General features: G+C 63.5%; 16 protein-coding genes, 1 pseudogene and 1 riboswitch. Of the genes and pseudogenes, 6 read left to right on the top strand and 11 right to left on the bottom strand.

Annotated features, from left to right (window positions below; all coding sequences use genetic code 11):
- Nucleotides 1–6: 6 nt before the first annotated feature.
- The 7 genes from AC3WK8_RS20320 to AC3WK8_RS20290 all read right to left on the bottom strand — a co-directional run bounded on the left by AC3WK8_RS20320 (nt 7) and on the right by AC3WK8_RS20290 (nt 6124).
- A complete protein-coding gene (locus AC3WK8_RS20320) occupies nt 7–528 on the bottom strand; it encodes a retropepsin-like aspartic protease family protein (RefSeq protein WP_103325720.1) in 522 nt (173 codons plus the stop codon).
- Nucleotides 525–1508 (bottom strand): esterase-like activity of phytase family protein, encoded by a 984-nt coding sequence (locus tag AC3WK8_RS20315; protein ID WP_103325721.1) that lies wholly within the window; start codon nt 1506–1508, stop codon nt 525–527. Before AC3WK8_RS20315 ends, AC3WK8_RS20320 begins: the two co-directional genes overlap by 4 nt.
- A complete protein-coding gene (gene parE, locus AC3WK8_RS20310) occupies nt 1508–3412 on the bottom strand; it encodes a DNA topoisomerase IV subunit B (RefSeq protein WP_022641347.1) in 1905 nt (634 codons plus the stop codon). Before parE ends, AC3WK8_RS20315 begins: the two co-directional genes overlap by 1 nt.
- Before the next feature lie 42 nt (nt 3413–3454).
- A complete protein-coding gene (locus tag AC3WK8_RS20305; RefSeq protein WP_085595520.1) occupies nt 3455–4063 on the bottom strand; it encodes a YqiA/YcfP family alpha/beta fold hydrolase in 609 nt (202 codons plus the stop codon).
- Between the two features lie 65 nt (nt 4064–4128).
- Nucleotides 4129–4944 (bottom strand): 3',5'-cyclic-AMP phosphodiesterase, encoded by an 816-nt coding sequence (gene cpdA / locus AC3WK8_RS20300; protein ID WP_103325740.1) that lies wholly within the window; start codon nt 4942–4944, stop codon nt 4129–4131.
- Between the two features lie 119 nt (nt 4945–5063).
- A complete protein-coding gene (locus AC3WK8_RS20295; protein WP_022641344.1) occupies nt 5064–5516 on the bottom strand; it encodes a DUF1249 domain-containing protein in 453 nt (150 codons plus the stop codon).
- A complete protein-coding gene (locus AC3WK8_RS20290) occupies nt 5507–6124 on the bottom strand; it encodes an NUDIX domain-containing protein (RefSeq protein WP_022641343.1) in 618 nt (205 codons plus the stop codon). Before AC3WK8_RS20290 ends, AC3WK8_RS20295 begins: the two co-directional genes overlap by 10 nt.
- Before the next feature lie 224 nt (nt 6125–6348).
- Between AC3WK8_RS20290 and AC3WK8_RS20285 the strand changes: the two genes are divergently transcribed.
- The gene (locus tag AC3WK8_RS20285) at nt 6349–7095 is read left to right on the top strand and encodes a DUF3298 domain-containing protein (protein ID WP_103325722.1); all 747 of its coding nucleotides are present in this window, start codon (nt 6349–6351) and stop codon (nt 7093–7095) included.
- Here the strand turns inward: AC3WK8_RS20285 and cytX are convergent.
- Together cytX and thiC are read right to left on the bottom strand one after the other, a co-directional pair.
- Nucleotides 7064–8350 carry a putative hydroxymethylpyrimidine transporter CytX gene (cytX, locus tag AC3WK8_RS20280; RefSeq protein WP_103325723.1) on the bottom strand — a complete coding sequence of 429 codons (1287 nt, stop codon included), beginning with the start codon at nt 8348–8350 and terminating at the stop codon, nt 7064–7066. The two genes, AC3WK8_RS20285 and cytX, sit on opposite strands and share 32 nt — an antisense overlap.
- Before the next feature lie 118 nt (nt 8351–8468).
- A complete protein-coding gene (gene thiC, locus AC3WK8_RS20275) occupies nt 8469–10358 on the bottom strand; it encodes a phosphomethylpyrimidine synthase ThiC (RefSeq protein ID WP_022641340.1) in 1890 nt (629 codons plus the stop codon).
- Between the two features lie 165 nt (nt 10359–10523).
- Nucleotides 10524–10628, bottom strand: a riboswitch (TPP riboswitch).
- A 196-nt stretch (nt 10629–10824) separates the two neighbouring features.
- Here thiC and AC3WK8_RS20270 point away from each other — a divergent pair.
- A complete protein-coding gene (locus tag AC3WK8_RS20270) occupies nt 10825–12258 on the top strand; it encodes a TolC family outer membrane protein (RefSeq protein WP_085595523.1) in 1434 nt (477 codons plus the stop codon).
- Nucleotides 12259–12905: 647 nt separating this feature from the next.
- Complete coding sequence (locus AC3WK8_RS20265) at nt 12906–15224, top strand: molybdopterin-dependent oxidoreductase (RefSeq protein ID WP_103325724.1); 2319 nt, start codon at nt 12906–12908, stop codon at nt 15222–15224.
- 352 nt (nt 15225–15576) lie between these two features.
- Here the strand turns inward: AC3WK8_RS20265 and waaA are convergent, their stop codons facing one another.
- Nucleotides 15577–16857: a lipid IV(A) 3-deoxy-D-manno-octulosonic acid transferase gene (waaA, locus tag AC3WK8_RS20260; protein WP_103325725.1), complete on the bottom strand. Its 1281-nt coding sequence runs from the start codon at nt 16855–16857 to the stop codon at nt 15577–15579.
- A 22-nt stretch (nt 16858–16879) separates the two neighbouring features.
- Nucleotides 16880–17770, bottom strand: a complete 891-nt coding sequence (locus AC3WK8_RS20255) for a LysR family transcriptional regulator (RefSeq protein WP_085595529.1) — start codon at nt 17768–17770, stop codon at nt 16880–16882.
- 104 nt (nt 17771–17874) lie between these two features.
- On the opposite strand from AC3WK8_RS20255, the gene AC3WK8_RS20250 reads away from it, so the two are divergent.
- The 3 genes and pseudogenes from AC3WK8_RS20250 (at nt 17875) to AC3WK8_RS20240 (ending at nt 20314) form a co-directional block, all read left to right on the top strand.
- Entirely contained in the window at nt 17875–18207 is a 333-nt protein-coding gene (locus AC3WK8_RS20250; protein ID WP_022641336.1) for a DMT family transporter, read from the top strand.
- Nucleotides 18208–18319: 112 nt separating this feature from the next.
- Nucleotides 18320–19505: pseudogene (locus tag AC3WK8_RS20245) on the top strand (NAD(P)/FAD-dependent oxidoreductase).
- A complete protein-coding gene (locus AC3WK8_RS20240; protein ID WP_085595533.1) occupies nt 19502–20314 on the top strand; it encodes an aldo/keto reductase in 813 nt (270 codons plus the stop codon). The pseudogene AC3WK8_RS20245 and the gene AC3WK8_RS20240 overlap by 4 nt, the downstream one beginning before the upstream one ends.
- Nucleotides 20315–20334: the final 20 nt, after the last annotated feature.

Below are 20334 nucleotides of genomic sequence, written 5' to 3'. Positions count from 1 at the left end.
CGGGCCTCATTGGTTCGTGGTCTGGCGCAGCAGCATGGTGCCGCCGCGCTGAGTAAATTCAAGTTTCTTCAAAGCGCTCATGCCCAGCAGGACCTGGTCCCCGTCGAGCCCTGGAGCCACCAGGGCCCGGACATCGTGCAGGGTGATATCGCCCAGCTGCAGGCGCTCGATACGGGTCCGGTAGCCCTCGCTGCGACCGTTGGCAGTGCTCAGGGTCACCGGCAGTCCTCGCTCCAGGCCCAGGCGCTCGGCCAGCCCGGAGGGGATCGAGACTTCGGTGGCGCCGGTATCGAGCATGAACTGCACCGGCTGGCCGTCGATATGGCCGCTGGCGACGAAATGCCCCTGGCCGTTGCCGACCAGCTTCACTTCGATGTAACCCTCATGGTGTTGCGAACTGACGACAGTGTTGGGGTTCTCCTGGCGCGCTTCCCAATCGGCGAAGAACCGCGTGGCCAGGAACAGTCCCGCCGCCCAGGCCAGGATCAACAACACTCTGCCGGCACTGTGCCCCGGTTGCTGGCTCACGGCTTGGCACTCCAGCCGCCTTGCGGCGCGGCAAAGCGCCAGACGATCGGTCGGCTTTCACCATCGGCGCGGGCGCCATTGTTGTTGTCCAGGCCGATCCAGGCGCCTTCGGCATCCACCACCAGGGCTTCGGCCAGGCCGTAGGGCTGTGGATAACGCCGTGACTCCACCAGCGCTTCGGCAGCGAAGGACCAGCACTGCTCGACCTTGGCGCTCTGCGCATCGCGGCGACAGATCTGGTAGGCGTTGCGTTCCAGGGTGAACAGCTTGCCGTCGAACAGCGAAAGATCGGCGAAGTCACGGGTCACGGCCTTGGCATGGGGCACCTGCTCGGGCTGCATCTGCAGGCCGGCTTCGCTGAGCAGCACGCAACCGCCATCGCAATCCCAGGTGCTCTGCCCGCGCTTGATCAGCAACAGGCCACGCCGCTCACGCTCCGCCGCCAGCCAGATACGATCTCCGGCCGGGTTCACCGCCAGCCCCTCGAACAATGCGTTGAAGTGCAGCAGCATGCCACTGGCCCGGGCTTCGCGGACCATCAGCGGGGAAATCTCCAACCACTCGGGCGCGCCCTGGGCCGGTACCTGCAACACCGAGGCATGGGCCTCGCTGATCACATACTTGTTGCCGGCGGCATCGCAAGAGATGCCTTCGAAGTCCAGGTCCCCGCCACGCACGAAGGACGCCGCCCAGGTCCGTGACTTCAGCCCCCAGGGCAAACCGATATCGGGTACCGGTGGCACTTCCAGCTTGACCGTCTCGGCCTGCCAGACGCTGTCGCGGGTATCGAGCCGGTAGATCTGGTCGTCGTCGCGATCCGACACGGTCCACAGCTGCTGGCCGCACAGCGCCAGCCCCGAGAGGTTGCCGCCGCGCATGCCTTCTACCGGATGCTCGGACAGCAGGGTCAGCTCGGGGGCCGGCGCGGCCACCGCCGAGGTTGCCGATAGCGCCAGGGCCAGGACCAGGCCTTTGTGCATCAGGCCAGCACCTCGGCCAGGTTGCCCTTGGACTCCAGCCAGGACTTGCGGTCGCCGGCGCGTTTCTTGGCCAGCAGCATGTCCATGATTTCCGCGGTGGCCTCGACGTCGTCCAGGGTCAACTGCACCAGGCGCCGGGTATTGGGGTCCATGGTGGTCTCGCGCAGTTGCGGCGGGTTCATTTCACCCAGGCCCTTGAATCGGGTGACTTGCGGCTTGCCGCGTTTCTTCTCGGCCACCAGACGATCGAGGATGCCGTCACGCTCGGCGTCGTCCAGGGCGTAGAAGATCTCCTTGCCCAGGTCGATCCGGTACAGCGGTGGCATGGCTACGTAGACGTGGCCGGCATCCACCAACGGGCGGAAATGCTGCACGAACAGGGCGCAGAGCAAGGTGGCGATGTGCAGGCCGTCGGAGTCGGCGTCGGCGAGGATGCAGATCTTGCCGTAGCGCAGCTGGCTCATGTCCTCGGCGCCTGGGTCGACACCGATGGCCACGGCGATGTTATGCACTTCCTGGCTGGCCAGGACCTCGCTGCCGTCCACTTCCCAGGTGTTGAGGATCTTCCCGCGCAGCGGCAGGATCGCCTGGAACTCCTTGTCCCGCGCCTGCTTGGCCGAACCACCGGCGGAATCACCTTCCACCAGGAACAGCTCGGAACGCATCGGGTCCTGGCCGGCACAATCGGCCAGCTTGCCCGGCAATGCCGGGCCCTGGGTGATGCGCTTGCGCTCGACCTTCTTGCTGGCCTTGAGGCGTCGGCCGGCGTTGCTGATGGCCAGCTCCGCCAGTTGCATCCCCAGTTCGGGGTTGGCGTTGAGCCACAGGCTGAAGGCATCCTTGACCACCCCGGAAACGAACGCCGCAGCCTCGCGGGACGACAGGCGCTCCTTGGTCTGGCCGGAGAACTGCGCGTCCTGCATTTTCATCGACAGGACGAAGGCGATCCGCTCCCAGACGTCCTCCGGTGCCAGCTTGAGGCCGCGCGGCAACAGGTTGCGGAACTCGCAGAACTCGCGCATGGCGTCCAGCAGGCCCTGGCGCAAGCCATTGACGTGGGTACCGCCCTGGGCGGTAGGAATCAGGTTGACGTAGCTTTCCTGGACACTGTCGCCGCCCTCGGGCAGCCACAGCAGGGCCCAGTCCACCGCCTCCTTGTTACCCGCCAGGCTGCCGCAGAACGGCTCGGCCGGCAGGCGCTCGAACTCGCTGACGGCATCCACCAGGTAGGAACGCAGGCCATCTTCGTAATGCCACTCGACCTTCTCGCCGGTGCCCTTGTCCTCGAAGCTGACCAGCAGCCCCGGGCACAGCACGGCCTTGGCCTTGAGCACGTGCTTGAGGCGGCTGACGGAGAATTTCGGCGAATCGAAGTATTTCGGGTCCGGGGCGAAGAATACGGAGGTACCGGTATTGCGCTTGCCAACGCTGCCGACCACTTCCAGCTCGGAAGCCTTGTAGCCGTCGGCGAAGGTCATCTGGTACTCGCTGCCATCGCGCTTGACCCGCACCCGTACCTGGCTGGACAGGGCGTTGACCACGGAAATGCCCACCCCGTGCAAGCCGCCGGAGAACTGGTAGTTCTTGTTGGAGAACTTGCCGCCGGCGTGGAGCTTGGTGAGGATCAGCTCGATGCCGGATACGCCCTCTTCCGGGTGGATGTCCACCGGCATGCCACGACCGTCGTCGGACACTTCCAGGGAATGATCGGCGTGCAGGATGACCTGTATCGACTTCGCATGGCCGGCCAGGGCTTCGTCGACACTGTTGTCGATGACTTCCTGGGCCAGGTGGTTGGGCCGCGTGGTGTCGGTGTACATGCCCGGGCGTTTGCGCACCGGGTCGAGTCCCGAGAGGACTTCGATGGCGTCTGCGTTATAGGAGCTAGCGCTGGGAGTGGCCATGGGTTCTCGTCGTTAGTCGTTCAATGAATATGGGGCGCGGCTTCACAGTGCGGTGAAGTCGAACGCCTGGTACTGATCGGCGGTAATACCGGCAAAATTCAATATCGCCGGCAATTGGCCAGTAAAACCTTGGAAACTATGGTCGCCACCCGCCTGGATGCGCAAGGCGCAAGCGCGGTAATACGCCTGGGCGTGGCGATAGTCCAGCGTCTCGTCCCCGGTCTGCAACCATACCTGGTAACGCTCCGGATCCTGGGGCGGCGGGACCTCCAATGCCTCCAGGGCCGCCACGTGATCGAGGGTCAGCTCCCAGGTTTCATCGGTATACAGGTTCTGCTGCGGGCCCAGGTAACCGTCGAACAGGCGATGCGGGTTGACGGCGGGGTTGATCAGCAAGGCTTTCAGACCGTGGCGCTCGGCAAGGTGTGTCGCATAGTAGCCGCCGAGCGAGCTGCCGACCAGCAATGGACGGCCCAGCTCGACGATCGCCTGCTCCAGCTGGCCGATGGCCTGGCGCGGATGATGGTGCAAGGCCGGTACCCGCAACTGGTCGCCCAGGCCGATCTGCTCCATGACCCGGCGCAACTGGGAGGCCTTGGTCGAGGCCGGGGCGCTATTGAAGCCGTGGATATAAAGGATGGAAGCGGGCATGCAGACTCCCTGTGCCTGGGCAAAAGCCGCAGTTTACAGGGATGGCGCCGGGTTACGAAGCGGCTTCAGTAACCGTCGCTGCCGTAGTCCACGGTGAAGGCATAACCCTCGACCCGCTGCACGCCGGTTTCCAGCCGTCCGTCGGCCAGCAGCCGCAGCCAGCGATAACCCGGCGCCCGCTCCTCGACCTTGAAGTCGTCGCTGCGGGGCTCGAACTGGATGCAGGTCGAGGGTGAGGCCAAGAGTCGCAGGCCGCCGCGCCGGCGGTCGATTTCCTGGTGGACATGACCCCACAACAGGGCCCTGACCTGCGACCGTCCCTCGATCACTTCGAACAACGCCTCGGCATTGCGCAGGCCGATGGGCTCCATCCACGCGCAATCGATGGACACCGGATGATGGTGCAGGCAGACCAGGTGATGACGCCCCGGCGCCTCATCCAGGGAACGGGCCAGCAGTTGCAACTGCTCGTCCTGGAGAAACCCCGGCACCGAACCCGGTACGGACGAATCCAGCAGGGTGATGCGCCAGTTGCCGATGTCCACCACAGGTTGCAGCAATTCGCTGCCTTGGGCGGCCAATTGCATGATGCCTGGTTCGTCGTGGTTGCCGGGCAGCCAGCGAGCGGGTGCCGGGATCTGCCCACTCAACTGTTGAAAGCGCTGGTAGGACTGCAGGCTGCCGTCCTGGGACAAGTCGCCGGTGGCCAGCACCAGATCGATCTTGGGTTGTTGCGCCAGCACCAGGTCGATGACCCGTTGCAGGCTGTCGGCGGTGTTCATGCCCAGCAGCGTGCCGTGCGTCTCGGCAAACAGGTGGCTGTCCGACAGTTGCACCAGCAACACGGAATCATCGATGGGCGAAGCGGATACGCTTGGCAAGGGGTTCTCCCAGGGCAGGACCAAGGCATGAGGAATGGGGCAATTATGCTGGGGAAGTCGCCAGGGGGAAACCGCGGAACCGGACCCAGTTCACATCTTCATCCTGTCCGCTTGCCAGCCTAGCGCACGGCCTCGAACTCGTGCCCGCAGGCCAGGCAATGGCTCAACCACTCCCCGAGGAAGATGTTCAGCTGCGCCTTCTCGTCCGGTTGGTGCATGAAGGCGTTGGGATAGGGATAGATGCTGCGAAAGCGCCGGGCGTGCTCGGCGCTGATCACCTCGGCCATGCGCGCGTCATGGTAGACCTGCACCTCCAGCTGCGGGACCGGCAGCCAGGGCAGGCTGTGCTCCTGGCGCACCTGCAAGGTAGTGGTATAGGGACAGGCCAGCACCACCTCCAGGGCCAGCACGCCGAGCATCTGCTCGCCCTGGGTCACGGCGATGCGTCGCGCCTCCGGCTGGTTGCGCATGTCGGGCAACAGGCGCATCAACCGGGCGTAGTTGGCCTCGCAGGAAGCTTGCAGCCCCGCGAGGTCCACCCGATAGCGATCACGCACCTTGTTTACGACCATAACCCCCTCACTTCCGCGCGGTTGAGCGCCAGCCACTGCAAGGCAATGATGCTGGCCGCATTGCAGATCCGCCCGTCACGCATGGCCTGCTGGGCATCCTCGTAGGCCATCACCGAAACCCGGATATCCTCCGCTTCCTCCTCCAGCCCGTACAGCCCGCCGGCGGCGCTGCTGTCGCAGCGTCCAAGGTACAGATGGACGAGCTCGGTACTGCCGCCGGGCGACGGGAAATACCGGGTCATGGGCCACAACGCCGAGATGTCCAGGCCCGCCTCTTCCTGCGCCTCGCGACGGGCGACCTGTTCGGGCTGCTCGTCCTTGTCGATCAGGCCGGCCACCAGTTCCACCAGCCAGGGCGAGGCGGCCTTGCCCATGGCGCCGATGCGGAACTGCTCGATCAGCACCACCTCGTCGCGCTGCGGATCGTACGGCAGTACGCAGACCGCATCGTGACGGACGAAGACTTCACGATTGATTTCAGGCCCCATGCCGCCGGCGAACAGCTCGTGGCGCAAATGCAGGCGTTCGAGCCGATAGAAACCCTGGAAACAGTTTTCGCGCCGGATGATCTCGACGGCACTCGGCGTGGAGTGGGCAAAGTCAGTCATAACAATCCTCGTGTACTACATGTTCGATCCGAGGATCCTCCTCGACTTCGCGCAATCCTAACGCGCTCGCGCCTGCCGATGCAGCCCCTTTGCCCTCAGCGGGATAGACGGCGAGGGGCTAAACCTACTCTAATTGCCTCCATTGAGCTTAGTGGCGAACCGACTGCCCCGCAGGTAGTCGAAGCCGGTAGCTTTCGCCTCCCCCTGGTTTATGAAGGACGCCCATGTCGCTTGTCAAAATCGCCTCCGTGGCCTGCATCGCCCTGACCCTGGGCGCCTGCCAGAGCCTGTTCCAGCCAAGCTACAAGGCTCCTCTGGAGGTCACCCGAGATAAATCCGAACAACTCAAGTCCGGCTGCAGCGGCGCCGACTGTCCGCTGGTCAACCTCGACCTCGTGCACTTCCCCGCCGAGCCGCAACTGGATGCCATCGTCGAGAAACGCCTGTTGCAGATGACTCGTACCAGCCCCGATGCGCCGACGCCGGCCAGCCTGGTGGCCTACCGCGAGCAGTTCCTGCGCAGCGCCGCGGACCGCCACGGCATGTACCTGCAGTCCAAGCTACGCGACCAGCATGACGGCATGGTGATCGTCGAACTGGCCAGCTACCTGGACACCGGCACCGCCAACGGCACGCCGGGCCGCGGCTTCGTCAACTACTCGCGCCAGCAGCACAAGGCCCTGGACCTGGCCGACATGCTGCTGCCAGGCCAGGAAGAGATGTTCTGGAAGGCCGCCCGGGTCGCCCACAACAACTGGCTGATCAGCACCCACCTGGATCGCGAGGCGGAGTTCATCAGGGCCTGGCCTTTCCAGAAGACCCCGAACGTGGCCCTGACCCGCAACGTGGTGACCCTCAAGTATGACGTCAGCAGCATCGCCCCAGCCCCCCTGGGCCACGTCGAGCTGCAGATCCCCTACTCGCGCCTGCGCGGCATACTCAAGCCCGAGCTGCTTCCCGACGCCGACTGAAGCCCAGCACTCCGTGCAGCAGCCCTGCCAGCAACAGCGACGGCAGGGTTGCCCCCACATCCGGATAGAAATTGGCCAGCAGGTGGTAGGTGCTCACCCCACCTAGCCAGGCCAGCAGTGCCGGCCCGTGCCAGGCCGCCAGCGACGCCTGGGCACCGCGCCGGCGCAGGATGAAGTGATCCACCAGCACCACGCCGAACAGCGGCGCGAACACCGAGCCGATCAGCAGCAGGAAGTTCTGGTACTGGGCCAACGGCGCCAGGCAGGCGATAAGGGTGCAGAGCACGCCAATGCCCAGGGCCAGGTGCTCGACCTTCAGCCGCAGCAGGATGCCGGTGGAGACCGCCGCCGAATGGATGTCGGCGAAAGCGTTTTCCGACTCGTCCAGCAGGATCAACAGCAGCGGGATTCCCAACCCGGCCCCGGCCAGCGCCAGCAACAAGGCATTGGCCTCGCCGTCTGGCGCGAAGGCCAGGGCATAGGCCACTCCCAGGGTCATCAGCCAGGCATTGCCGATGAAGAACCCCAGGGCTGTGCCGCCGAACACATTCCGCGCGCTCTTGCCGAAGCGCGAGTAGTCGGCGATCAACGGCAACCAGGACAGCGGCATGGCGATGGCGATATCGAAGCCCACGGCGAACGGCATCGAGCCATCCCCGGCCCGTTTCCACAACGCCGCCAGGTCGGCCCGGGCGAACAGGTTCCAGGTCAGCCACAGGCAGGCCGCCAGCAGCAGCCAGATCCCCCACTTGCGCAAGATCCGCCGGACGAAGGTCAAGGGTCCGCTGACCGCCAGCAAGGTGGCCAGCGCCCCGAACAACAGGGTCCAGAGCACGGGGCTGGTCCAGGCGCTGCCTTCGCCGAAGGCCCGGGCTCCCAGGAGGCTGGCGGCATCGCGCATGACGATGATCTCGAACGACCCCCAACCCACCAGTTGCAACAGGTTGAGCAACGCCGGCAACCGGGCGCCGTGGCGTCCCAGGCTGAGCTTGAGGGCGGCCATGGCGGACAACCCCGTATCGCTGCCGATCACCCCCACGGCCGCCAGCAACAGCACCCCCACCGCACTGCCCAGCAGGATCGCCAGCACCCCATGGGCCAGCCCCAGCCCCGGCGCCAGCAGCGCGCCGGTCTGCAACACCATCAGGCCGATACCGAGGGAGAACCACAGGGAAAACAGGTCGCGGGCGCCGAATACGCGTTTGTCGGCAGGTACCGCAAGGTCGGGAGAGTAGGTACTGGTTGGACTGCTCAAGGCGGTGATCTCGAAAGAAAAAGGGACAGAGGCAAGGAGCAGTTGCAAACCGCAAGCGGCAAGCAAGAACCCTGGGGCCCTTGCTTGCCGCTTGCAGTCAGGCGCTTACCGGTGCCTCTCAGACTTTCTTGTACAGCTGGCTGCCTTCCTGCTTGAAGCGCTCGGCCTGCTCGGCCATGCCCTTGGCCACATCGACATCCACCGCCTCGATACGCTGGTTGGCGGCGTACTCGCGCACTTCCTGGGTGATCTTCATCGAGCAGAACTTCGGCCCGCACATGGAGCAGAAATGCGCCACCTTGGCCGAATCCTTGGGCAGGGTCTCGTCGTGGAACGCACGCGCAGTGTCCGGGTCCAGGCCGAGGTTGAACTGGTCTTCCCAGCGGAACTCGAAGCGCGCCTTGCTCAAGGCATTGTCGCGGATCTGCGCGCCCGGGTGACCTTTCGCGAGATCCGCAGCATGCGCGGCGATCTTGTAGGTGATGATCCCGGTCTTGACGTCATCCTTGTTCGGCAGGCCCAGGTGTTCCTTGGGCGTGACGTAGCAGAGCATGGCGCAGCCGAACCAGCCGATCATCGCCGCGCCGATGCCCGAGGTGATGTGGTCGTAGCCCGGGGCGATGTCGGTGGTCAGTGGGCCGAGGGTGTAGAACGGCGCCTCATCGCAGCATTCCAGCTGCTTGTCCATGTTCTCCTTGATCAGCTGCATCGGCACGTGGCCAGGGCCTTCGATCATGCACTGCACGTCGTGCTTCCAGGCGATCTTGGTCAGTTCGCCGAGGGTTTCCAGCTCGCCGAACTGGGCTTCGTCGTTGGCGTCGGCCACCGAGCCCGGACGCAGGCCATCTCCCAGGGAGAAGCTGACGTCGTAGGCCTTCATGATTTCGCAGATTTCCTCGAAGTGGGTATAGAGGAAGTTCTCCTTGTGGTGGGCCAGGCACCACTTGGCCATGATCGAGCCGCCACGGCTGACGATGCCGGTGACCCGCTTGGCAGTCAGCGGCACATAGCGCAGCAGCACGCCGGCGTGGATGGTGAAGTAGTCCACGCCCTGCTCGGCCTGCTCGATCAGGGTGTCGCGGAACAGCTCCCAGGTCAGGTCCTCGGCCACGCCGTTGACCTTCTCCAGGGCCTGGTAGATCGGTACGGTGCCGATCGGTACCGGCGAGTTGCGGATGATCCACTCGCGGGTTTCATGGATGTGCTTGCCGGTGGACAGGTCCATGACCGTGTCCGAACCCCAGCGGATGCCCCAGGTCAGCTTGGCCACTTCTTCTTCGATGGACGAGCCCAGGGCGCTGTTGCCGATGTTGCCGTTGATCTTCACCAGGAAGTTGCGGCCGATGATCATCGGCTCCAGCTCCACGTGGTTGATGTTGGCCGGGATGATCGCGCGGCCGCGGGCGATTTCCTCGCGCACGAACTCGGGGGTGATCTCCTTGGGAATGCTGGCGCCAAAGCTGTGGCCAGCGTGCTGCTGCTTGAGCAGGCCGGCGGCGCGGGCTTCCTGCAGCTTCATGTTCTCGCGGATGGCGACGTATTCCATCTCGGCGGTGATGATGCCCTTGCGCGCATAGTGCATCTGGCTGACGTTGGCCCCGGCCTTGGCCCGGCGCGGGTTTCGCACATGGGCGAAGCGCAGCTTGGTCAGCTCGGCGTCGGCCAGGCGCTGCTGGCCGAAGTCGGACGACAAGCCGGCCAGGCGCTCGGTGTCGGCACGGTCGTCGATCCAGGCCGAACGTACGTCGCCCAGGCCCTTGCGCACATCGATCAGCACGTTGGGGTCGGTGTAGGGACCGGAAGTGTCGTAGACGGTCACCGGGGCGTTGATTTCACCGCCGAAGTCGGTGGGGGTCACATCCAGGCTGATTTCCCGCATTGGCACGCGGATATCCGGGCGCGAACCCTGGACATAGATCTTTTGCGAGCGGGCAAAGGGCTGGACCGATTGCTGGTCGACTTGGGCCGACTCACTGAGGTTGCTAGCGTTTTTTAGTTTTGTCGTCATCACGGGCTCTCCAGACAGCATCCAGGCAGTGGAAGTTTGTCGGAGCGAACCTGTAGCGGACGGACGCACCCTGTCTAGGCGACTAGTGAGTGCAGTGCTTGGTACTCAAGAAGAATGTTCGATTGTCGAACAAGATCCCGGACGAAGCACAAGAGGACTCGCCGGGTGACGAGAAATCTTGTTCCCTACGCAGGCCTTAACCTGATCAGGTTCAACGGGATCCGGATTATCCGATCTCAGCCTCATAGCAAGGCACCCCGACAAGAACCGGGCCAGTCTAGACAAAGCCGGGACAGAACGCCAACACCCGAGCGATAAGCGTGATGAATGGCGTAATCGACGGATTGTTGCGCCAGGGCCACGCCTCTACACTCGTTGCCCAGTGTCGAGCCTTGACGCTCTGTAGGGTGCGCCTTAGCCTTGGCGCCTGGATTATCTCCGTAATATCAACACTAGGGATCGCCGAATGCTGCGCAAACTCTCACTGGCTGTTGCCGTGTCTTGTGCGTCCAATGGAATGGCATGGGCAGCCGAAGCGCCTTTGTCTCCCACCCGTACCGACCTGGTCAGCGTCTACCAGGAAGCGGTGGACAACAACGCCGACCTGGCCGCCGCACGCGCCCAATACGGCGCCCAGAAAGAAATCGTGCCCCAGGCCCGGGCCGGACTGCTGCCGAATCTGTCGGCCGGCGCGGACATGAACAACACCCGCACCAAGTTCGACGAACCGTCGATGACCTCTACCCGCAGTGGCAATGTCTACCGCGCGACCCTGGCCCAGCCGCTGTTCCGCGCCGACCGCTGGTTCCAACTGCAAGCCGCCAAGGACGTCAACGAACAAGCCGCGCTGCAACTCTCGGCCACCGAGCAGAACCTGATCCTGCAAAGCGCCGAGACCTACTTCGCGGTACTGCGCGCCCAGGACAACCTGGCCTCGACCAAGGCCGAGGAAGCCGCCTTCAAGCGCCAGCTCGACCAGTCCAACGAGCGCTTCGACGTGGGCCTGTCGGACAAGACCGACGTGCTGCAATCCCAGGCCAGCTACGACACCGCCCGGGCCAACCGGATCGTCGCCCAGCGCCAGGTGGAAGATGCCTTCGAGGCCCTGATTACCCTGACCAACCGCGAATACCAAGCGATCCAGGGCATCGTCCATACCCTTCCGGTACTGACGCCGACCCCGAACGACGCCAAGGCCTGGGTCGACACCGCCGCCAAGCAGAACCTCAACCTGCTGGCCAGCAACTACGCGGTCAGCGCCGCCGAGGAAACCCTCAAGCAGCGCAAGGCCGGCCACGCCCCGACCCTGGACGCCGTGGTGCAATACAAGAAGGGCGACAACGATGCCCTGGGCTTCAGCAACCCCAATCCCCTGACGCGCTATGGCAGTGACGTCGAGCAGCGCTCCATCGGCCTGCAACTGAACATCCCGATCTACAGCGGTGGCCTGACCAGCTCCCAGGTCCGCGAGTCCTATTCGCGCCTGAGCCAGTCCGAGCAGCAGCGCGAATCCCTGCGGCGCCAGGTGGTGGAGAACACCCGCAACCTGCACCGGGCGGTGAACACCGACGTCGAGCAGGTCCAGGCCCGGCGCCAGTCGATCATCTCCAACCAGAGCGCCGTGGACGCCACGGAAATCGGCTACCAGGTGGGTACACGCAACATCGTCGACGTGCTCGACGCCCAGCGCCAGCTGTACAGTTCGGTACGCAACTACAACAACAGCCGCTACGACTACATCCTCGACAACCTGCGCCTGAAGCAGGCCGCGGGCACCCTGAACCCCGGGGACCTGCAAGACCTGGCCCGCTACCTCAAGGCCGACTACAACCCGGACCGCGACTTCCTGCCGCCAGACCTGGCCAAGGCCGCCGCCGAGCAGCTCAAGGCTCGTCAATGAAGGCCGCTATCCAGAAAGAGGCCACCGCCCAGGTCAGTGCCGTTCAGTTAAAACTGACACATTGATCTTTAACCTCTAGGCCGCAAGATCCGATGTTTGGAAACAAACATCGGATTTTTTATTTCAAGCTGACTCCAGCTTGGCCGCGCGCTGGACCAGGTCGGAAGCCGCTTTAGCAGGACCATCAATAACTTAGGCGAATGAAGGATCGATGATCCGCACTGGGTGCACCTTTTAATCAAGCGTATGGCTGTTACTCAACAGTAGCGCAAGCATCATGAAGTCCTATTCGCGGTTGAAGTATCTTGAGAAAGAAGATTACCCTGTCGGAACATTCGACTCTGGAAGTTTAATAAAAGCACAGAGTTTTTATATCGAGAGCGGGATTATCCAAACCGCAGTGCCGGTCGAGGATCTTACAAAAAACCGGTCGCCGATATGAATGTACCGCCATGAACGACATGTTCGAAGATTGCGCTTGAGGCATGGAAGCCCCCATCCGGCCTCAAGTTCGTCACTCGATTGATCAATACGATGCTTAGTAAGCATGCTGATCATGTCATTCATGGGTTTTGTCAAAGCCGATGTTCTAGCAGCATGAAGTCGTAGCCGCAAATATCCGATCTAGACAATCAGGGGAGGTCTATATGAGAACAAGAACACTGACCCAAACCGCATCTCACTGGGGCGTCTACAGCGTCGAAACAAACGAGAGCGGCGATATACTCAACACTTATCCTGCACCTTACGACACCGAGCCTTCGCCACTGATCCGTGGCTTGCAAAGTTTGGTACATAGCCCGCTTCGCATAGATCAGCCCTATGTACGGCAAGGGTTTCTGCAAAACCCGGAAGCAAACGGCCCGCATAATCGTGGCGGCGAACCTTTCGTACCAGTGAGCTGGGAGAAGGCGCTAGGATTGGCGGCTGATGCATTGCTGCGCGTGCGCGCGAATTTTGGCAACGAAGCCATTTACGGAGGCTCATATGGATGGGCCAGTGCCGGGCGCCTTCACCACGCACCAAGTGTTTTAAAGCGATTCCTTGGACTGTTCGGCGGTTATGTTGATAAGCGAGGAAACCACTCGTTTGGCGCCGCGCTCGGCATCATGCCCCATGTGGTCGGCCGCAACGATATCACCGACATGGTTGTATCGTGGCGCTCAGTATTGGAAAACACCGAACTTGTCGTAATGTTTGGTGGCGCCAACATAAAAAACATGCAGATCGATTCCGGCGGTGCGGCGAGCCATGAAAACAGTTCGGGTTTCATGCGCGCGCGGGCCGCGGGTATCCAGTTCGTAAACATCAGTCCATTTCGCGATGACCTGCCCGAGACAGCTGCAGCGCAGTGGCAAGTGATTCGCCCAGGATCTGATACGGCCGTAATGATGGCCCTGGCGCATACACTCATCATCGAGGCCCTTCACGACCAATCTTTCCTCCAACGTTGCTGTGTCGGTTTCGATCGATTGAAGCAGTACGTTCTGGGTGAAACAGATGGACAACCCAAAACGCCCGAGTGGGCGGCCCAACACTCAGGAATGGAACCGGACGCAATCCGGGCACTTGCACGGCGAATGGCCACCTCAAGAACGCTGATCACCACCAGTTGGTCTGTTCAACGATCTGACCATGGAGAACAGCCCGTATGGATGACGGTGGCCCTGGCGGCGATGCTGGGCCAGATAGGCAAACCGGGACGAGGCTTTGCGCTCGGGTTCGGGGCCACGAACGGAAGCCTGGCTTCACGGGCCCGCGACATCCCGCGACCTAAGATGTCCCTTGGACCGAATGCGGTTAAAGCATTTTGTCCAGCTGGTAGAACCAATGATCTACTCCTGCGGCCAGGTGAACAGTTGGAATACAACGGGTTGAACTTGAAGATCCCCGATATAAAGCTCTTGTATTCGGCGGGCGGCAACCCTTTTCATCACAATGCCAACACGAACCGTTTGCTGCAGGCTTGGCAGCGCCTGGATACAGTGATCGTCAACGAGATCTGGTGGAACGCGGCGGCAAAACACGCCGACATCGTATTCCCGACCACGACCACCATGGAGCGAAATGACATCCTTGCCGCGGATCAGCAAAGCCGCTGGGTCGCGATGAAGAAGGTGGTAGAACCCTACAAGAGCGCACGCAACGACTTCGATATATTTTCCGACTTGGCGGAGCGCGTGGGGGTTGGTGCTGCCTTTACCGAGAATCGCAACGAGATGGGATGGTTGCGCCATATGTACGACACGGCGCGAATCACAGCGCAGGAGCGGGGATACGCTCCTCCGCCATTCGATGAATTCTGGCAAGCCGGAGACTACTTGTTCCCTGCCCCAGAGAGTGATGAAGTGCTTTTCGCTGATTTTGTGGCTGACCCGGAATCGAATCGGCTCGCAACCCCCTCGGGAAAAATCGAAATATACTCCGAGACCGTGGACGGATTTGGCTACAGCGACTGCCCTGGGCAACCAACATGGATTGAACCGAAAGAGTGGCTTGGCTCCCCCATATCGAAACAGTTTCCATTTCACCTGCTGTCAAACCAGCCGACATGGAGGTTGCATAGCCAACTTGACGCGAGCCCGGCAAGTCGCAAGAACAAGGTTCAGGATCGCGAGCCGATCAAGATGAACCGCAAGGACGCAGATGCGAAGGGTCTCAAGAACGGTGATGTTGTTCGTGTTTTCAATGATAGAGGTGCGATGCTCGCAGGTGTTGAGATCGTGGATGACCTTCTTTCGGGGGTGCTGTTGATCGCAACTGGAGCTTGGTATGACCCGGCTGAACCGGGGAAGGCTGGCGCCCTGGAGAAGCATGGAAATCCGAATGTGTTAACCCGTGATGAAGGAACATCCCGACTATCTCAGTCAATTGCGGCGCAGTCTGTTCTTGTGGACATCGAACTGTTCACAGGAACGCTACCGGCAGTGACCGCATTCGACATACCCGCATTCGCCACTGAATGATCGCGCCCCTTGTTGGTTCTTAACGGATTGCCGGGAAGTCATTCTTGATCGTCATGAAAAAGAATTCGCTTTCCCGGCAGCCGTCAACCATCTGCTTGATCACCGCATCCGGTCAATCGTCCCCGGCAAATAGCGGCATCCAACACCACGCTGGCAGCGTAGCGATGCCCTTTGAGTAACGCGAACTCATCCATCGCCAAGCGCCTGGGCCGAGCTTTCGATAGCCTCTTCAATACTGCTTGTAGCGTTCGCCACTCCAGCAAGTGCGCGCTGTCCTAATGCAAGCCAAACAGATCTGCGATGCGCGGAATAGGCAGTTGGTGACAGCCTGGACCCCGGCTTCGGACAAGTGCTAAGAGCGTTGCAACAGACGATCCAGGCCGTCGAGCAGGCGCTGCAAGGCGCCCTGGTTGGAGCGCATGACCGCCAGGCCCGCCTCTCCCATCTTGCGTGCGTCCTGGGGCAGTTCGAACAGGCTCTGCACCACCACCGCCAGGCCCTGGGCGTCGTCCACTTCCTGCAAGGCCCCGGCCTCGCGCAGCATCGCGGCGATCTCCAGGAAGTTGAACAGGTGCGGGCCACTGATCACCGGCTTGGCCAGGGCCGCGGGCTCCAGCAGGTTGTGCCCGCCGTTGGCCACCAAGCTGCCGCCGACGAAGGCGCTGTCGGCCAGGGCATAGAGGAACAGCAACTCCCCCATGGTGTCCCCCAGCAGCACCGAGGTCGCCGGCGTCACCGGCTCGCCACTGGAGCGGCGCACCGTTGCCAGTTCCTGCTGCCGGCACAGCTCGAACACCGAGTCGAAACGCTCCGGATGCCGCGGCACCAGGATCAGCAAGGCATTCGGATAACTGGCCAGCAATTGCCGATGGGCTTCGAGCACCACTGCATCCTCGCCTTCGTGGGTGCTGGCGGCGATCCATACCGGACGCTCCATGGCCTGCCATTGTCGACGCAACTCGGCGGCGCGCTCTGGCAGCTGCGGGTCGATGTTCAGGTCGAACTTGATCGAGCCGGTCACCTCCACCGTCTCTGCACGCGCGCCCAATTGGCGGAAACGTTCGGCTTCGGCCCGGGTCTGCACCGCAAACAGGCTCATCTGCGCCAGCATCGGCGCGGTCAGGCCGGCAAAACGCCCATAGCCCTTGGCCGAGCGCGCCGACAACCGGGCATTGGCCAGGGCCACCGGAATCCCCCGGCGAGCGCACTGGTCGATGTGGTTGGGCCACAGTTCGGTTTCCATGATCACCGCAAGCCGGGGCTGTACCCGCTCGAGAAAGCGCGCAGCGGCGCACGGCAGGTCGTAGGGCAGGTAGCAGTGCTGGATCCGCGGCTCATCGGCGAACAGCGCGCGAATCCGCTCGGAGCCGGTGGGAGTCATGCAGGTCACGGTGATCGGCAACTGCGGATGGCGCGCCAGCAACCCGCGAATCATCGGTGCTGCGGCGATGCTTTCGCCCACCGACACCGCATGCACCCAGATACCGCCAGGCTGCATGGCCGGCAGGCCGAGGGAAAAACGCTCGCCGATACGCTTGGCATAGGCCGGCGCCTTGCGCGAGCGCAGCCACAGCCGAATCGCCACCAATGGCAGCCCCAGGTAAAACAGTGCGGTGTAGAGAGTTCTATTCATGGCGGCGGAGTTTATCGGTTTTTTAGCCGATCGCCTTCAGGTGCACGGCAAAACGTTCAGCCAGCCAACGCGCCGCCAACCCCAGGGGCTCGTCGCGGCGCCAGGCCAGTTCCACCACCAGCGCCGGCGGAGTCCACTCGCTGGTCAATTCCACCATCTGGTGCTGGTAGGCCGAGTACTGCACCACATGCCGTGGCAGCCAGGCCCAGCCCAGGCCGCGCATCAGCCATTCGGCCAGGACGTAGAAGCTGTCGGCCCGCCACACCTGGGGGCTGAACGGCTCGCCGCCGGGATAACCGCTCTGCTGCGGCGCCATGAGCAATTGCCGGTGCAGGGCGAGGATCTGCCGGTCGACCCGCCCCTGGCGGGCCAGGGGGTGGCCCACGCCACATACGGTGACCATCTCGACGCTGCCCAGGGCCTGGCGCTCCAGGGTCTCGGGCATCTGCTCGTGGTGGAACAGCAGGCCCAGGTCGGCCCGGCGCTCCACCAGCCGGCGCGCTACGTCGCCCTGGGCACTGCTGGCCAACTGCACTTCGAGGCTGGGAAAACGCTCGGCCAGGGCTTCCAGGCTGTCGAGCACCGGCTGGTAGGGCATCGCCTCATCCTGGGCCAGGCGCAACCGGGCCTCCTGGCCTCGCATCAGGGCCAGCGCCCGGCCATTGAGGCGATCGCACTGGCGAAGGATTTCCCGGGCTTCCTGCAACAAGGCGCTACCCGCCTCGGTCAGCTTCGGCTGACGGCCGCTGCTACGCTCGAACAGGCCCACGCCCAGGTCGTCCTCCAGCAGCGAGATGGCGCTGCTGACCGCGGACTGGGCCTTGCGCTGCTGACGAGCCACCGCAGAGAACGAGCGCAATTCGGCCACGCCGACGAACATCCGCAACTGTTCCAGGTTCCACTGGGTATTCATGAAGCGATCCTATCTATTATTCAGATAGGAAATGACTTTACCCCATCTGGGCAAGCACTAGAATGCCGACCCCAGAAAGCAGCCCCTGTCACGAGGACCCTCCCATGAACGCTTACTACTACCTGGCCATCGCCATCTGCGCGGAAGTGATCGCCACTGTTTCTCTCAAAGCGGTCAAGGGCCTGAGTACCCCGCAGCCGCTGCTGTTGGTCATCGCCGGCTACGGCGTGGCCTTCTGGATGCTGACCCTGGTGATGCGCACGGTCCCGGTGGGCGTGGCCTATGCCGTGTGGTCAGGCCTGGGAATCGTCATGGTCAGCATCGCCGCGCTGGTGCTCTACGGCCAGAAGCTGGATGTCCCGGCCATGCTGGGCATGGCGTTGATCGTCCTTGGCGTGGCGGTGATCCAGCTGTTCTCCAAGACCGCCGGCCACTGAAAGACAACGGCAAGCCGCGAGCGACAAGAAGGCGCAAGCGCCGGTTGTTGCTTGCAGCTTGAGGCTTGAAGCTAGAAACTTGCGGCTTCGATTGGTTCTCCGAGGTTGCTGCATGCCATCCGCTATTTCCACCGATGTGCTGATCGTCGGCGCAGGCGTCGCCGGTCTCTGGCTCAACGCTCGCCTGCGACGCCAGGGTTTTTCCACTGTCCTGGTGGAGAACGCCAGCCTCGGCGGCGGACAGAGCGTCAAGTCCCAGGGGATCATCCACGGTGGCGCCAAGTACGCTCTGCACGGAGCCCTCACCGGCGCCTCGGAGGCCATCGCCGACATGCCGCGGCGCTGGCGCGAGGCCCTGGCCGGCAATGGCGAGCTGGACCTGGCCGGCGTGCGCCTGTTGTCCGAGGCCCACTATCTCTGGTCCCCCGGCACCCTGGCCGGCAACCTCACCAGCTTCTTCGCCAGCAAGGCCGTGCGAGGCCGGGTCGACCAGGTCAAGGGCGAGCAACTGCCGCCAGCCCTGCAGGACAAGCGCTTCAAGGGCAAGGTCTACCGCCTGGCCGAACTGGTAGTGGATGTCCCCAGCCTCATCGAGCGCCTGGCCCAGCTGGCCGGCGACAGCCTGCTGGCCGGCCAGCGGATCCAGCCCCTGGTGGAAAACGGCCAGCTGGCGGGACTGCGGGTCGATGAGCGCGAGATCCGCGCCCAGCGCATCGTCCTCAGTGCCGGCGCCGGCACCGCCGATCTGCTCCAGGGCCTGGGCCTGGAACAACCGGCCATGCAGCGCCGGCCGCTGCACATGGTGCTGGTCAAGGGCACGACCCTCAAGCCGCTGTACGCCCACTGCCTGGGCGGTGGCCCCAAGCCGCGGATCACCGTCACCACCCACCCGGCCGCCGATGGCCAGTGGGTCTGGTACCTGGGCGGCGATCTCGCCGAGGCCGAGGGCGTGGCCCGGGAACCGGCGGCGCAGATCGCCGCCCCCCCCCCCCGCCCAGAAGGAACTGGCCCAACTGCTGCCCTGGGTCGACCTCAGCCAGGCGCAATGGGCCACCTTGCGGGTGGATCGCGCCGAACCGGCACAGTCCGGCCTGGTCCGCCCGGACAACGCTTTTCTCGCCGAACAGGATCGCCTGCTGGTGGGCTGGCCGACCAAGCTGGCCCTGGCCCCGGACTTCGCCGACCGGGTCCTGGCGGCCCTGGAACGTGATGGTATCCGCCCGGCTCACGGCGATCCGCTGCCGGAACTGCCGCGCCCGCCGCTCGGCCAACCGGCCTGGGAGCAACTGCTGCCATGAGCCAACTCACCCTGCACGATCTGCATCGCCCGCTGGGCAGCACCGGCCTGCTGGTTTCGCCCCTGGGCCTGGGCACGGTCAAGCTGGGCCGCGACCAGGGGGTCAAGTACCCCAACGGCTTCCAGATCCCGGACGACCAACAGGCACGGATGCTGCTCAAGCTGACCCGCGACCTGGGCATCAACCTGATCGACACCGCCCCGGCCTATGGCCGCAGCGAAGAGCGCCTGGGCCCGCTGTTGCGCGGCCAGCGTCATGAGTGGGTGATCGTCAGCAAGGTCGGCGAGGAGTTCGCCGATGGCGTCTCCCGCCACGATTTCAGCGCCGCCCATACCCGGCTCTCGGTGGAGCGCAGCCTGCAGCGCCTGGAAACCGACTTCATCGACCTGGTGCTGGTGCACTCGGACGGCAACGACCTGGAAATCCTCGAGCACAGCGCGGCCTACCAGGCCCTCGCCCAGCTCAAGCAAGAGGGCAAGATCCGCGGCTTCGGCTTCTCCGGCAAGACCGTCGACGGCGGCCTGAAGGCCCTGGAGCAAGGCGATTGCGCCATGGTTACCTACAATCTGAACGAACAGGCGGAGAAGGCGGTCATTGACTATGCCGCCGCCCACCACAAGGGCATCCTGGTGAAGAAGGCCCTGGCCAGCGGCCACGTCTGCCTGAGCCCGGGCACCGATCCGGTACGGGCCAGTTTCGAGCTGCTGTTTGACCAGCCCGGTGTCGCCAGTGCTATCGTCGGGACCATCAATCCACTGCACCTGGCCCACAACGTGACAACCGTGGCACAGGTCCTGGGCAAGAACTGACGCCGCCGAGGCGGCCGCCC

This window comes from Pseudomonas sp. FW507-12TSA, from assembly GCF_058781435.1.
Note: the sequence above shows the minus strand (reverse complement) of the source record. Positions and strands in the feature narration are given on the sequence as shown.

Bases quoted from the DNA above. Each gene is read 5' to 3' on its own strand.
- AC3WK8_RS20315 (WP_103325721.1), bottom strand. From the start codon at position 1,508: ATGCACAAAGGCCTGGTCCTGGCCCTGGCGCTATCGGCAACCTCGGCG.
- parE (WP_022641347.1), bottom strand. From the start codon at position 3,412: ATGGCCACTCCCAGCGCTAGCTCCTATAACGCAGACGCCATCGAAGTC.
- AC3WK8_RS20305 (WP_085595520.1), bottom strand. From the start codon at position 4,063: ATGCCCGCTTCCATCCTTTATATCCACGGCTTCAATAGCGCCCCGGCC.
- AC3WK8_RS20295 (WP_022641344.1), bottom strand. From the start codon at position 5,516: ATGGTCGTAAACAAGGTGCGTGATCGCTATCGGGTGGACCTCGCGGGG.
- AC3WK8_RS20290 (WP_022641343.1), bottom strand. From the start codon at position 6,124: ATGACTGACTTTGCCCACTCCACGCCGAGTGCCGTCGAGATCATCCGG.
- AC3WK8_RS20285 (WP_103325722.1), top strand. From the start codon at position 6,349: ATGTCGCTTGTCAAAATCGCCTCCGTGGCCTGCATCGCCCTGACCCTG.
- thiC (WP_022641340.1), bottom strand. From the start codon at position 10,358: ATGACGACAAAACTAAAAAACGCTAGCAACCTCAGTGAGTCGGCCCAA.
- AC3WK8_RS20270 (WP_085595523.1), top strand. From the start codon at position 10,825: ATGCTGCGCAAACTCTCACTGGCTGTTGCCGTGTCTTGTGCGTCCAAT.
- AC3WK8_RS20265 (WP_103325724.1), top strand. From the start codon at position 12,906: ATGAGAACAAGAACACTGACCCAAACCGCATCTCACTGGGGCGTCTAC.
- waaA (WP_103325725.1), bottom strand. From the start codon at position 16,857: ATGAATAGAACTCTCTACACCGCACTGTTTTACCTGGGGCTGCCATTG.
- AC3WK8_RS20255 (WP_085595529.1), bottom strand. From the start codon at position 17,770: ATGAATACCCAGTGGAACCTGGAACAGTTGCGGATGTTCGTCGGCGTG.
- AC3WK8_RS20250 (WP_022641336.1), top strand. From the start codon at position 17,875: ATGAACGCTTACTACTACCTGGCCATCGCCATCTGCGCGGAAGTGATC.
- AC3WK8_RS20240 (WP_085595533.1), top strand. From the start codon at position 19,502: ATGAGCCAACTCACCCTGCACGATCTGCATCGCCCGCTGGGCAGCACC.